Raw genomic sequence first — 13,545 nt, forward strand, 5'->3', positions numbered from 1 at the left:
CTGAGGGCGCGGTCATGCGGGGTCGGTGACCGCCGGGGCGGTCGGTGCCGCGGGGTGCGGGACGGTGGGTGGGACGGGGGCGTACTGGTCGGCCTGGGCCGTGAACATCGCGGCATAGCGGCCCCGGGCGGCGAGGAGTTCCGCGTGGGTGCCCTCTTCAGTGAGGCGGCCCTGGTCGAGGACGAAGATGCGGTCGGCGTGGCGGACACCGGACATGCGATGGGTGACGAGGACGACGGCCCGGTGCGGGGCGGCGAGGCGGCGGATGCGGTCGAACGCCGCGATCTCGGCCTCCGGGTCGAGGGCCGAGGTCGGCTCGTCGACGATGAGGATGCTGTCGGCGCCGGACGTCGCGCTGCGCCAGTGCGTACGGGCGAGGCCCATCTTCTGCCACTCGCCGCCCGAGAGCTCGATCGCGCCGCGGAACATCCGGGCCAGCAGGCTCTGCAGGCCGTCGGGGAGCTTCGCGACGATCGGGCCCGCGCCCGCGTAGTCGAGGGACGGGCGCAGGTCGTCGGGCTCCGCCGGGTGCTCCGGGCGGCCGATCCGTACGTTCATCGCCGCCGTCACCGGCCAGCGCTGGAAGTCCTGCGTCAGCAGCGAGACCCGGCCGTAGACCTCGGCGCGGTCCAGGTCCCGGACCTGCGCGGCCCCCCAGCGCACGGTCCCCTCCTGCGGCAGCAGCAGCCCGGAGAGGATCTTCATCAGCGTGCTCTTGCCGGAGCCGTTCTCCCCGACGACCGCTGTGACCGACCCCATGGGCAGCGTGAGCGACACCTTGTCCAGCGCCGGGGCGTCGCGGTCCGGATAGCGGTAGGTGACCTCGTCGAGTGCGATCTCCGTGACCCGCTCGGGCAGCGGCGCCCCACCCGTCGGGATCGCACGCTGCGCCGCCTCCACCAGAAAACGGGAGTGGTCGCGTACGTAGAGGGACTCCTCGTGGAGCTGGTTCACGTTCATGACGAGCGCGCCGAGACTGGCCGAACCCGAACGGACGGCGATCACCGCCGTACCGGCCACCGCCAGGCCCATGCGCCCGCTCATGATCAGCCAGATCATCGCCCCGTACGTGGCGGCCATGGCGAGCCCCGACAGCGCGGACGCCACCCATTCGGTGACCGCCTTGCTCGTCGCGAGACGCTCCTGCTCCGCCTCCGCGCTGCGGGCCATGCCCCGGTAGCGGTCGAGCAGGAACGGACCCACGGCATGGATCCGGACCTCCTGCGCCGCCGTCCGCTCCGTGAGGAGATTCCCGATCAGCCGGCTGGCCCGGACATGCTCGATCCAGCTCATCATCGACACGTACCGCTCCTGCGCGACCCGCATCGCGCCCCAGCCGCGCGGCGCCGCGATCACCAGCAGCATCGGCAGCAGCACGGGATGCAGCACCGTGAGCACACCGGCCGTGGCGATCAGCGAGATCGTGCTGTTCAGCGCCGAGACGCAGCAGCTGATCATGCGGCGCGCGGAAGCCGCCCCGTACTGCGCGATGTCGATCAGACGGCGGAACTCCGGGTCGTCGATCGCCTCCAGCTCGACCGCCGTCGCCGCCGCCAGGTACTGCGTCGTCGCGATCCGTTCGACCAGCGGCTCCAGCCGTCCGGCCTGAGCGGTGGACCAGCCGGCCAGCGCGGAGTTGACGACGGCGACCGCCGCGGCGGCGAGCAGACCCGGGAGCAGGGCGTGCAGCCGTTCGGTGGCCGTGCCGTCGCCGAGCAGGGCGTGCATGACGGCGTTGACCGCGAGCAGCCCGACGGCGGCGGCCACGCCCTGCCCGATCTCGCTCAGCGCGACGACGAACAGGGCCCGCCGGTCCGCGTTCCACGCCATGCGCAGGGCGGCCCCGACGAGCGCGGGCATCTGACGTAACGCCGAGCGCATCGTCAGGTCGAGGGTCGCGTTCTCGTGCCGGGACCAGCCCATGTCGTAGCGCAACGGGCCGCCGAACAGCTCCCGTTCGGCCTCCGACACACGCGGCTCGGCCGGCCGCACCTTCCCGAAGAACCTCTTCAACTGTCGCCCTCCCAGAGCATCGGCACCCGCGGTGAAGGAACCGTGAGGGCGCTATTTAAAACGGGGATCCGTGGGCGTGGGGCGGCTCTGGGAGGCCTGGGGCGGAGGGGTCCGATGCGGTGCGTGGGGGGTGGTGAGGGGTGGATTCCGGGGGCGCGCGGGACGCGGAGTTCTCGGGGCGCGGCCCGGCTCCTTGCGCCGGCCTCGGCACGGGTGCGGTGTCGTGGCGCGGAGGCCGTGGGCCGTTGAGGCAGGCCGAGTTCCCGCACCAGGCACGGTTCACCCGATCCGGCGATCATGGGCGATCGGTTCGGCCCAGCCCGGGCCGGGCGGAAGCGATCGTTCCGGGGCGGGGGTTCCTTGGCGCCGCTGAGATCCGAGCGGTCCCGGCCGCGCCGGGAGGCGCCTCGCCGCGACCGGTCTTCACGCGCACTTTATGCGCTCACCCGATTACTCTCTGTCGTCATGAGGATCTCGCCCGCACGTCACGACAGGAGCCGCCCCGGTCACCGCACCGGCGCGGTCCTCGCCGTGCTGCTGGCAGCCCTCGTCCATCTCCTGTGCTGCGCCCACGGTCCTGTCGCCTCCGCCGCCGGACGCGCCGACACGCTCACGGCCGTCGCGCCCGCCCCGTGCGGTCCGCCCGCCGGACCGCAGGCGCACCTGGGCCACCAAGGCCACTTCGGTCACGACGGTCACGAGGGCGACGCGCAGTGTTCGGGGACCGACGAGCCGAGCGTGCAGGCCCCGCGCGGCCTTCAGCCGGCCGCTGACATCACGCCGGTCACTCCGCCCGGCGCGGACCTCGACCGGGCGCCCTTGCCCACCGCGCGCAGACCGTTCGGGGGCAGCGGCCCGCTCCTCGCCGTCCCCGCGGAACAGCGGCGCGCCCACCTGGGTGTCTGGCGGACCTGACCGGCCTCGCGCCGTCCCGCCGGCCCGCGCGGCACTCACGTGCCGGGCGCCCACGCCGACCGGACGACGTCCCGGACCATCAGAATCCGCCCGACACGCGGCCCGGCAGGGCCTCGGAACCTCCAGGTCTCCTCCCTGCCGACGGCGCCGCAGGAGAAGCACGCCATGACACACGCCCTCACTCACGGCACGAGCCATGCCAAGAGCCATGCCGCGACCCACAACACCACGTCCCACGCCACCCCTCATGCCACGGCACACCTGGACGCCCCCGCCCGCCTACTCGCCGACACCAAACGCCCCCAGCACACCCCGGGCGGCCTCGTCGGCGACACGCCCGTCCTGTGGATCGGCGCCCCCTTCACCGCCGAGGGCCGCGGCTTCTGGGCCAAGCTCGAAGGGCACAACCCCGGCGGCATCAAGGACCGCACCGCCCTCCACATGGTGCGCGCCGCTCGCGAGCGAGGCCGCCTCCTGCCCGGGGCGCGCATCATCGAGTCCACCTCCGGCACCCTCGGCCTCGGGCTCGCCCTCGCCGGTGCCACGTACGGGCACCCCGTCACCGTCGTCACCGACCCCGGCATGGAGCCGCTCATGACCGGCCTGCTCACCGCCTACGGCGCGGAGGTCGACCTCGTGGACCGGCCGCACCCCGAAGGCGGCTGGCAGGAGGCCAGGCGCCTGCGGGTCGCACGGCTTCTCGCCGAGGACCCCGCGGCCTGGTGCCCCGACCAGTACCACAACCCCGACAACGTGGCCGCCTACGCCCCACTCGCCCACGAACTCGTCGCCCAACTCGGCCGCATCGACACCCTGGTGGTCTCCGTCGGCACGGGCGGGCACTCGGCGGGCGTCGCCTCCGTCCTGCGCGGCTACTTCCCGCGCCTGCGGGTCGTCGGCGTCGACACCACCGGGTCGACGATCTTCGGCCAGCCCGCCGCCGCCCGCCTGATGCGCGGCCTCGGCAGCAGCATCTATCCGCGCAACGTCGCCTACGGTCTGTTCGACGAGGTCCACTGGGTGGCCGCGCCCGAATCCGTCTGGGCGGCACGGAACCTGGCCCGCCGGCACTACGCCACCGGCGGCTGGAGCGTCGGAGCGGTCGCTCTCGTGTCCCGATGGCTGGCCCGCACCCGCCCCGCGGAGGAACGGATCGTCACCGTGTTCCCCGACGGCCCGCAGCGCTACATCGGCACCGTCTTCGACGACGCCTACGGACACCGGCACGGGCTGCTCGACCGGCCGCCGGCCGACGACCCCGACGAGATCGCGCACCCCACCGACCGCGTCGTCACCCGCTGGACCCGCTGCACCCACGTCACCGACCCCCTCGGCCCCGACGCGGCAGGACCGACCCGCGCGGCGGGAACGACGACCGGGACCGCGCGATGACCGGCCTGTGGCGGCAGACCCGCTCCTTCCCGGCCCCCGTGCGGCTGCTGATGGTCAATCAGTTCGCCATCAACCTCGCCTTCTACATGCTCATGCCCTACCTCGCCGCCCATCTCTCCGGATCGCTCGGCCTCGCCGCCTGGGCCGTCGGACTCGTCCTGGGCGTACGGAACTTCTCGCAGCAGGGCATGTTCCTCATTGGCGGCACCCTCGCCGACCGCCTTGGCTACAAGGCCCCGATCATGGCCGGCTGCCTGCTGCGCACCGTCGGGTTCGCCCTGCTCGGCTGGGTGGACAACCTGCCCACGCTGATCGCCGCCTCCGCCGCCACCGGATTCGCGGGCGCCCTGTTCAACCCCGCCGTGCGCGCCTACCTGGCCGCCGAGGCGGGGGACCGGCGCGTCGACGCCTTCGCCACCTTCAACGTGTACTACCAGGCCGGCATGCTCCTCGGCCCGCTCGTCGGACTCGCCCTGCTGGCCGCCGACTTCCGGCTCGTGTGCACCACCGCGGCGGCCGTCTTCGCCGCGCTCACCGTGCTCCAGGCCCGCGCCCTGCCCGCCCGGCGCGGCACGGCATCCGACCGACCCGAAAAGGAGGACGCCGCCGACGAGAGCGTCCTCGCCCAGTGGCGCACCGTCGTCGCCAACCGGCCGTTCCTGCTCTTCGCCCTCGCCATGATCGGCTCGTACGTGCTGACCTTCCAGGTCTACCTGGCGCTCCCGCTCGCGGCGCGGAGCGCCCTGGGGGAGCGCGGCACCTGGGCGACCAGCCTCCTGTTCGTGGTGTCGGCAGCCGTCGCCGTCGCGGGCCAACTGCGCCTCACCGGCTGGGCGAAGACGCGATGGAGCCCGCCGCAGGCGCTCGTGCGCGGGCTGACCGTCATGGGGCTCGCGTTCCTGCCGCTCGCCCTGGTCCCGTCCGACGCGGCCTGGCCCGTACTCGGCGCGCTCGTGACGACCGTGACCCTGCTCGCGCTGGGCGGCGCCGTCGCCTACCCCTTCGAGATGGACACCGTCGTCACCCTGTCCGGCAACCACCTGGTCGCCACGCACTACGGGCTCTACAACACCGTCTCGGGTCTCGGCATCACCCTCGGCAATCTCGCGACGGGCGCCCTGTGGGACTTCGCCGAGCGGTACGACGCCCTGTGGCTGACCTGGTGCGGGCTCACCCTCACCGGGCTGGGCTGCGCCGCCTCCGTCGCCGCGCTCGCCCGCACCGGCCGCCTCACCGCGCGGCCCGAGCCCCGCTTGGCGACCGCGTGAAAAGGGTGCGGGGCGAAGCGCCCCGCAGGCACCCCGCCCCGCACCCCTTCACTTCACGCGACCGCTCAGTCCTGCGCCACCGCCGGCGGCGCCGCGTCGACACCCCAGTTCGTCGGCCGGTCGGAGAGCGTGACCTTGATCGAGCCAGCGTCGAGCAGCTCCCGGTGCGACAGCCAGCTCCGCTGCAGCGGACCCGCACCCGCGCGCACCGAGGACACGTACTGCATCTTCGACGCGTCGGCCCCCGGCGCCTCGATGGCGATCGGCTTGCCGTGCGCGGGCCGGATCTCGACCTTGTCGAACATCGGGGCCGTGACGATGTAGTTCGCCGACCCGGGCTGCGCCTCGAAGATCCCGGCCATCGCGAAGACCAGCAGCGACGAGGTCGCCCCGAGGTCGTCGTTGCCGGGCATCCCGTACGCGTCGTCCGTGAACAGCGTGCGCATCGCGCGCAGCACCGCCGACGTCTTCCACGGCGCGTCCGTCCACGTGTACATCCACGGCGCGTGGAAGTCCGGCTCGTTGTTCGGGTTGAAGGCGAAGTTGTTGTGGTAGTCGTACGCCCCGTTCACCCAGGACTCCGAGGCCGCCTTCGCCGGGTCGGTGAGCACGGTCGGCATGTCGAAGAACGTGTCGAGCCGCTGCTCGGCCGCCCCCGCCCCGCCCATCAGCCCGTACAGGGTCTGCGGGTCCTGCTGGGCCAGCCACTGGTACTGCCAGGCCGTGCCCTCGTGGAAGGCCCCCGACTGGGTCGGGTCGGTGTCGCCGGCCGGCGAGCCGTCCGCCTTCTTCGCCACCGGGAACCCGGAGAAGCCCTTGGAGGAGATACCGGAGTCCCACAGCTTGGTGAAGTTGTCGCAGCGTCCCGCCAGCAGGTCCGCCTTGTCCTCGTGACCGAGCCCGCGCGCCATCGTGGACAGGGCGCAGTCGCCGAGTGCGTACTCCAGCGTCGCCGAGCCCGCCTGCCGGGTGTCGCCGAACTGGTAGCCCGGCAGATCCTGGTAGCCGATGAAGCCGTTCTTCACGTACGTCGGATTGCCGTCGCGACCGCGGAAGCGGGACTGGTCCGCGGGGACCTCGTTGACGTTCTTCCACAGCGCGTCGAACAGGCCGCGCGCGGTGCGGTCGTCGAGCAGACCGCGGTTGTACAGGTCGACGATCCACGGGGTGACGGGGTCACCGCTCATCACGTTGGTCTCGCCGTTGCCGAGCCCCCAGCGCGGCAGCCAGCCGCCGTCCTCGTAGACCCGCAGCAGCGACTTGGCCATGTCCGCGGCCTTGTCCGGGTTCAGCAGCGCCACCAGCTGGTTCTGCGAGCGGTACGTGTCCCACAGGGAGAACATCTGGTAGTACGGCGTGTCCGAGCGGTGCACCTGGTCGTCGAAACCCCGGTAGCGGCCGTCGACGTCGGAGCCGACGGACGGATGCAGCAGCGAGTGATAGAGCGCGCTGTAGTACGTGCGCTGGTCGGCCCTGCTGCCGCCGGCCACCCGCATCCGGTTCAGCTCGCCCTGCCACGTGTCGTGCGCGGCCGAGCGGACCCTGTCGAAGGATTCCGGCTGCTCGGCCCGCCGGTTCAGGCGCGCCCCGTCGACCGACGTGTAGGACAGGCCCACCGAGGCGCCCACCCGGTCGCCCTTGTCCCGGTCGAAGGAGAGCCAGGCGCCCGCCCGCTTGGTGCCGCGCTGCGCCTCCCGCTTGCCCGGCGTGAGCGTCCCGTCCGTCCAGGTGCCGAACTTCGAGAACGTGCGGTCGAACTTGGCGCTGAAGTAGACCCGGTAGCGCTCCTTGACGGTCTCCCAGCAGAAGTTGCCGCCCTGGACCCAGCCCTCCACGGTGTCGTCGCCGACCACCTTGAGGTCACCGGCGAACGTGGCGCCGTTGCTCTCGCCGGCCTCGATCAGCACGTTCTCCGCGCCGGACCCGCTCGGGAACGTGTACCGGTGCTGGCCCGTGCGCTGCGTCGCCGACAGCTCGGCCTCGATGCCGTTGTCGAACGTGACGCCGTAGTAGCCGGGCGACCGGGTCTCGTTGTCATGGCTGAACTTCGCCCGGTACTGCGCCGGGTCCGAGGACGTGACGTCCCCGGTCGTCGGCATGAACCGGATGTTGCCCATCGTCTGACAGCCGACGCCCGACAGATGCGTGTGGCTGAAGCCGAGGATGCTGTCCTGCGCGTAGTCGTAGGAGGCGTACTTGTTCAGCTGGGTGTCGGGGCTCAGCTGCACCATGCCGAAGGGCGTGGCCGCGCCCGGGAAAGTGGTCCCGTCGCCGTTGTTGCCGATCGAGGTGTCGACCAGCGTGGTGGGGTCCTCGGCGAACTTCGGCCCCTGTTCACGGGCGCTCGCGGCGCCCGTGGCGGTGACGGAGGCGGCGGCCAGAGTGGTGGCGATCAAGGCTGCGGTGAACGCGCGTCTCAACGCTCGCATCGCGATCCTCTCGTACGACAACGTTGTCAAAGGGCGTGCCCGTCGATCTTTCTCTCCTGGGCATGCATCCGTCAATGCCGCGACACCGACTCATCACGGATGGCCGCTCCCGGCGCCGGTGAGCAGGCGAGCCACGGCCGATCGTCGGAACATGGAGAAAGCGGAGGGATCACAGGGCGCCGAGCAGACGGGAGTGCCGCACGTGGGAGGCGGGCGCGAACACGGCAACACCGAGGAGCACGACGCCGAGATGCGCCAGGTCGACGCCCTCAACCGACTGGCGGGCCCGGCCACCGCGGGAGCGGGCAGGCCGCCGGACGACCTGCGCCACCGCGGCGCCGACCTCCTCGTCACCGGTCACGCCCTGGCCCGCGTCGCCTCACTGGGCGAGGCCCTCACCCTGATCTCCGGACTGACCGACCCCTCACTGCCCCTGTGCAGCCAGGCCGTGTTCCGCGCGGATCGGGAAACGCTGCACTGCGTCGGCCAGTTGGGGCTGCGCGACGACGGCCGGGACGCGTACCGCATGCCGCTGGGCACCGTGCACCCCGCCGCCCAGGTCGCCCGTACCGGACGGCCCGTCTTCCTCGGCTCGCCGCAGGAGTTCCGCGACCGGTTCCCCGAGGGGCACTCCCTCTCCACCCACACCGGGCACCAGTCCTGGGCCTTCCTGCCCCTGACCACGTACGGCCAGCTCACCGGCGTGTGGATGGCCGCCTTCGACGCCCCCGTCACGATCACCGACGGTCTGGGCGTCTTCCTCATGACCGTCGCCCGGCTCCTCGGCCAGAGCATCGAGCAGACCTACGACGGCCAGGCCGACCGCGCCCTGTCGCAGACCCTGCGCAACAGCCTGGGCGGGGTCGGCTCCGGCGTCGACGGCCTCAGCGTCGCCGCCCGCTACGTCCCCACCGGCGGCGGACTCATGGTCGGCGGCGACTGGTTCGACAGCATCGCCCTGCCCGGTGGCCGCCTCGGGCTCGTCATCGGCGACGTCCAGGGCCACGACCTCCAGGCCGCGGGACTCATGTCCCGGCTGCGCACCGCCATCCACGCCTACGCCGCCGAGGGCCACGGCCCCGACGCCGTCCTCGTGCGCGCCTCGCACTTCCTCGCCTCCCTGGGCGAGGACCGCTTCGCCACCTGCATCTACGTGGAGGCCGACCCCGCCACCGGCACCCTCCGCATCGCCCGCGCCGGCCACCCGCACCCCGTCCTGCGCCTCCCCGACGGCACCTGCGTGCTCAAGCACGTGCGGGGCGGCCTGCCCCTCGGCCTCGACCTCGACGAGGACGACTACCCGGTCAGCGTCGTCACCCTGCGCGAGAACGAGATCATGATGCTGTGCACCGACGGACTGATCGAGTCCGGCGGCCACGACATGTACACCGGATGGCTGCGCGTGCGCGCCGCGCTCGAACCCGGGAGCGCCGGCGACCTCGGCGGACTCGCCGACCGGCTCATGAACGCCGTCGTCGCACCGACACCGGCGCGCAAGGGCGAACAGCCCGCCGCCGCGTTCACCGAGGACGACATCGCGCTGCTGCTCCTGCGCCGCGATCCGTCCGCCGTCCCCGTCGACGGCACCGGCCGGAACCTGCGCTTCACCCTCGAACAGGACCAGGCCCAGGGCCTCGCCGACGCCCGCATCGAGTTCCAGGGCCTGCTCCACGACTGGGCCCGCCCCGAACAGGTCGACACCGTCCTGCTGCTCGTCTCCGAGCTCCTCGGCAACGTCCTCGTCCACACCGAGCAGGCCGCCGCCCTGCGCGCCGACATCCACGGCGCGCACGGCCGGCGACGGCTGCGCGTCGAGGTCTCCGACCGCAGCGACGAGGTCCCGCACCGGCGCGCCCCCGGCGAGCTCTCCTCCTCCGGCCGCGGACTCGTCCTGCTCGACCTGCTGGCCCACCGGTGGAACATCCGGCCCGAACCCGAGGGCAAGACGGTCTGGTTCGAGCTCGACGAGGACGGTCCGGAGGAACCGTGAGCACACGGCGGCGGCCGGGACGGACCAGGCCGCCCCGGCCGCGCACCGCGCACCGGCTCCTCAGATCACCGGATCTCGACGAGCAGGTCGCCGCCCTCCACCTGCTGGATCCGCGAGATCGCGAGACGCGAGACCCGCCCGCCGCGCGGTGCGGTGATCGAGGCCTCCATCTTCATCGCCTCGATCGTCGCCACCGTCGCACCGGCCTCGACCTGGTCGCCCTCGGCGACCGCCAGCGTGACCACACCGGCGAACGGCGCCGCGACATGCCCCGGATCGCCCTTGTCGGCCTTCTCGGTCACCGGCAGGTCGGCCGCCGCCGCGTTGTCCCGCACCTGGATCGGCCGCAGCTGCCCGTTGAGCGTGGACAGCACCGTGCGCAGGCCCCGCTCGTCGGCCTCGCCGACGGCCTCCAGCTCGATCAGCAGCCGCACACCGGGACCGAAGTCGACGCTGTACTCCTTCCCCGGGCGCAGCCCGTAGAAGAAGTCCTTGCTGTCGAGCACACTCGTGTCGCCGTACGCCTCGCGATGCGTCTCGAAGGCCTTCGTCGGACCCGGGAACAGCAGGCGGTTGAGGGTCGCGCGGCGGTCCTTGGCGAGGCCGTCGCGGTCCTCGGCGCTCAGGTCCTGGACCGGCTTGGGTCCGGCCCGGCCCTCCAGGGCCTTGCTGCGGAACGGCTCGGGCCAGCCGCCGGGCGGCGTGCCCAGCTCGCCGTGCAGGAAGCCGATCACCGAGTCCGGGATGTCGTACCGGTTCGGCGTCGCCTCGAACTCGGCGGGCTCCACGCCCGCGCCCACCAGATGCAGTGCGAGGTCGCCCACCACCTTCGACGACGGTGTCACCTTCACCAGCCGGCCCAGCATCCGGTCGGCCGCCGCGTACGTCGACTCGACGTCCTCGAAGCGGTCGCCGAGGCCGAGCGCGACGGCCTGCGTACGCAGGTTGGACAGCTGTCCGCCGGGGATCTCGTGGTGGTAGACCCGGCCGGTCGGCGCGTCCAGACCCGCCTCGAACGGGGCGTAGATCTTGCGGACGCTCTCCCAGTACGGCTCCAGGTCGCCGACGGCCTGGAGATCGAGGCCCGTGGGGCGCGCCGAGTGGTCGGTCGCCGCGACGATCGCCGACAGCGACGGCTGCGAGGTGGTCCCGGCCATGGAGGCCACCGCGCCGTCCACCGCGTCCGCCCCGGCCTGGATCGCCGCGAGGTACGTGGCGAGCTGGCCGCCCGCCGTGTCGTGCGTGTGCAGGTGCACCGGGAGGTCGAACTCGCGGCGCAGCGCCGAGACCAGCGTGGCCGCGGCGGGGGCGCGCAGCAGACCGGCCATGTCCTTGACCGCCAGGACGTGGGCGCCCGCGTCGACGATCTTCTCGGCGAGCCGCAGGTAGTAGTCCAGCGTGTACAGCTTCTCCGCCGGGTCGGACAGGTCGGACGTGTAGCAGAGCGCGACCTCGGCGACGGCGGTGCCGGTCTCCCGCACGGCCTCGATCGCCGGCCGCATCTGGTCGACGTCGTTGAGCGCGTCGAAGATGCGGAAGATGTCGATGCCGGTGGCGGCGGCCTCCTGCACGAAGGCGTCGGTCACCTCGGTCGGGTACGGCGTGTACCCCACGGTGTTACGGCCCCGCAGCAGCATCTGCAGACAGATGTTCGGCACGGCCTCGCGCAGCGCGGCGAGCCGCTCCCACGGGTCCTCGGCGAGGAAGCGCAGCGCGACGTCGTAGGTGGCGCCGCCCCAGCACTCCAGCGAGAGCAGCTGCGGCAGGGTGTGCGCCACCGTCGGGGCCACGGCCAGCAGGTCCTTGGTGCGCACCCGGGTGGCGAGCAGCGACTGGTGCGCGTCGCGGAACGTGGTGTCCGTGACGCCGAGCGTCGGCGCGTCCCGCAGGCTCCGGGCGAAGCCCTCCGGCCCCAGCTCCGCGAGCCGCTGCCGCGAACCGGCCGGCGGCTCTCCCGTGGGCAGGGGCGCCAGCTTGGAGGCGGGCGAGATCAGCTCGGGGCGCGGCCCGTGCGGCTTGTTCACCGTCACGTCCGCGAGGTACGTGAGCAGCTTCGTGCCCCGGTCCGCCGAGTGACGGGCCGTCAGCAGATGGGGCCGCTCCTCGATGAACGAGGTGGTGACCCGCCCGCCCTGGAAGTCCGCGTCGTCGAGCACCGCCTGAAGGAACGGGATGTTGGTGGACACGCCCCGGATGCGGAACTCGGCGACGGCCCGCCGCGCCCGGTCCACGGCCGTACGGAAGTCGCGGCCCCGGCAGGTCAGCTTCACCAGCATCGAGTCGAAGTGGGCGCTGACCTCGGTGCCCGCGTGCGTCGTGCCGCCGTCGAGCCGGATGCCCGAACCGCCGGGGGAGCGGTAGGCGCTGATCATGCCGGTGTCGGGACGGAACCCGTTCGCCGGGTCCTCGGTCGTGATGCGGCACTGCAGCGCGGCGCCGTGCAGCACGACGGACTCCTGCGACAGGCCGAGGTCGGCGAGGGTCGCGCCGGACGCGATGCGCAGCTGCGCCTGCACCAGGTCGACGTCCGTGACCTCCTCGGTCACCGTGTGCTCGACCTGGATGCGCGGGTTCATCTCGATGAAGACGTGCTTGCCCTCGCGGTCGAGGAGGAACTCCACGGTGCCCGCGTTGCGGTAGCCGATCCGGCGGGCGAACTTCACCGCGTCGGCGCAGATCCGCTCACGGATCTCGGGGTCGAGGTTCGGCGCGGGCGCCAGCTCGATGACCTTCTGGTGGCGGCGCTGCACCGAGCAGTCGCGCTCGAACAGATGGATGACGTTGCCCTCGCCGTCGGCGAGGATCTGCACCTCGATGTGGCGGGGGTCGACGACCGCCTTCTCCAGGAAGACCGTCGCGTCACCGAAGGCCGACTCGGCCTCACGGGCCGCGGCCTCGATCGACTCGCGCAGCAGCGCGGGGTCGTCCACCCGCCGCATGCCGCGCCCGCCACCGCCGGCGACGGCCTTCACGAACACGGGGAAGCCGATGCCCTCGGCGGCCGCCACCAGTTCGTCCACGTCGGTGGACGGCGCCGAGGAGCCGAGCACCGGCACTCCGGCCTCGCGCGCGGCGGCCACGGCCCGCGCCTTGTTGCCCGTCAGCTCCAGCGTCTGCACGGACGGGCCGACGAACGTGATGCCCGCCTCCTCGCAGGCGTGCGCCAGTTCGGGGTTCTCGGAGAGGAATCCGTAGCCCGGGTACACGGCGTCGGCCCCCGCGAGCCGGGCCGCGCGGATGATCTCCTCCACCGACAGATAGGCCCGCACCGGATGCCCGGCCTCGCCGATCTCGTACGCCTCGTCGGCCTTCAGCCGGTGCAGCGAATTGCGGTCCTCGTGCGGGAACACGGCGACGGTGCGCGCCCCCAGTTCGTAGCCGGCGCGGAACGCGCGAATCGCGATCTCCCCGCGGTTGGCCACCAACACCTTGCGGAACATCCTGACCCCTTCACCTGGCCGGTGACGAGCACCGTGGATCGTGCCCGGCTCGTTTCGGCAACGCTAAGGGCAGCGCGGGCGCGTACTGAAGGTTCGGC

General features: G+C 72.6%; 7 protein-coding genes. 4 read left to right on the forward strand and 3 right to left on the reverse strand.

The features are described 5' to 3' along the window. Nucleotides 1-12: 12 nt before the first annotated feature. A complete protein-coding gene (locus ACZ4E1_RS12995) occupies nt 13-2,013 on the reverse strand; it encodes an ABC transporter ATP-binding protein (protein ID WP_467538681.1) in 2,001 nt (666 codons plus the stop codon). 465 nt (nt 2,014-2,478) lie between these two features. Here ACZ4E1_RS12995 and ACZ4E1_RS13000 point away from each other — a divergent pair, with 465 nt between their 5' ends. The 3 genes from ACZ4E1_RS13000 to ACZ4E1_RS13010 all read left to right on the forward strand — a co-directional run bounded on the left by ACZ4E1_RS13000 (nt 2,479) and on the right by ACZ4E1_RS13010 (nt 5,588). After that, nucleotides 2,479-2,928 (forward strand): hypothetical protein, encoded by a 450-nt coding sequence (locus ACZ4E1_RS13000; RefSeq protein ID WP_467538683.1) that lies wholly within the window; start codon nt 2,479-2,481, stop codon nt 2,926-2,928. A gap of 165 nt (nt 2,929-3,093) precedes the next feature. Continuing rightward, the gene (locus ACZ4E1_RS13005) at nt 3,094-4,320 is read left to right on the forward strand and encodes a PLP-dependent cysteine synthase family protein (protein WP_467538685.1); all 1,227 of its coding nucleotides are present in this window, start codon (nt 3,094-3,096) and stop codon (nt 4,318-4,320) included. Beyond that, a complete protein-coding gene (locus ACZ4E1_RS13010; protein ID WP_467538687.1) occupies nt 4,317-5,588 on the forward strand; it encodes an MFS transporter in 1,272 nt (423 codons plus the stop codon). Before ACZ4E1_RS13005 ends, ACZ4E1_RS13010 begins: the two co-directional genes overlap by 4 nt. Nucleotides 5,589-5,653: 65 nt before the next feature. On the opposite strand, the gene ACZ4E1_RS13015 is transcribed toward ACZ4E1_RS13010, so the two are convergent. Further along, nucleotides 5,654-7,984 carry a GH92 family glycosyl hydrolase gene (locus ACZ4E1_RS13015; RefSeq protein WP_467538688.1) on the reverse strand — a complete coding sequence of 777 codons (2,331 nt, stop codon included), beginning with the start codon at nt 7,982-7,984 and terminating at the stop codon, nt 5,654-5,656. Nucleotides 7,985-8,168: 184 nt separating this feature from the next. Here ACZ4E1_RS13015 and ACZ4E1_RS13020 point away from each other — a divergent pair, with 184 nt between their 5' ends. Next, on the forward strand, nt 8,169-10,007 hold the full coding sequence (locus tag ACZ4E1_RS13020) for a SpoIIE family protein phosphatase (protein WP_467538690.1): 1,839 nt from the start codon (nt 8,169-8,171) through the stop codon (nt 10,005-10,007). A 65-nt stretch (nt 10,008-10,072) separates the two neighbouring features. Here ACZ4E1_RS13020 and ACZ4E1_RS13025 read toward each other — a convergent pair whose 3' ends face one another. After that, nucleotides 10,073-13,447, reverse strand: a complete 3,375-nt coding sequence (locus ACZ4E1_RS13025; protein WP_467538692.1) for a pyruvate carboxylase — start codon at nt 13,445-13,447, stop codon at nt 10,073-10,075. Between the last annotated feature and the right edge of the window lie 98 nt (nt 13,448-13,545).

This window comes from Streptomyces sp. NPDC025806, assembly GCF_055558275.1.

Excerpts from the sequence above, each read along its gene's own strand:
- ACZ4E1_RS13010 (WP_467538687.1), top strand. The coding sequence starts at position 4,317 with ATGACCGGCCTGTGGCGGCAGACCCGCTCCTTCCCGGCCCCCGTGCGG.
- ACZ4E1_RS13025 (WP_467538692.1), bottom strand. The coding sequence starts at position 13,447 with ATGTTCCGCAAGGTGTTGGTGGCCAACCGCGGGGAGATCGCGATTCGC.
- ACZ4E1_RS13005 (WP_467538685.1), top strand. The coding sequence starts at position 3,094 with ATGACACACGCCCTCACTCACGGCACGAGCCATGCCAAGAGCCATGCC.
- ACZ4E1_RS13020 (WP_467538690.1), top strand. The coding sequence starts at position 8,169 with ATGGAGAAAGCGGAGGGATCACAGGGCGCCGAGCAGACGGGAGTGCCG.
- ACZ4E1_RS13000 (WP_467538683.1), top strand. The coding sequence starts at position 2,479 with ATGAGGATCTCGCCCGCACGTCACGACAGGAGCCGCCCCGGTCACCGC.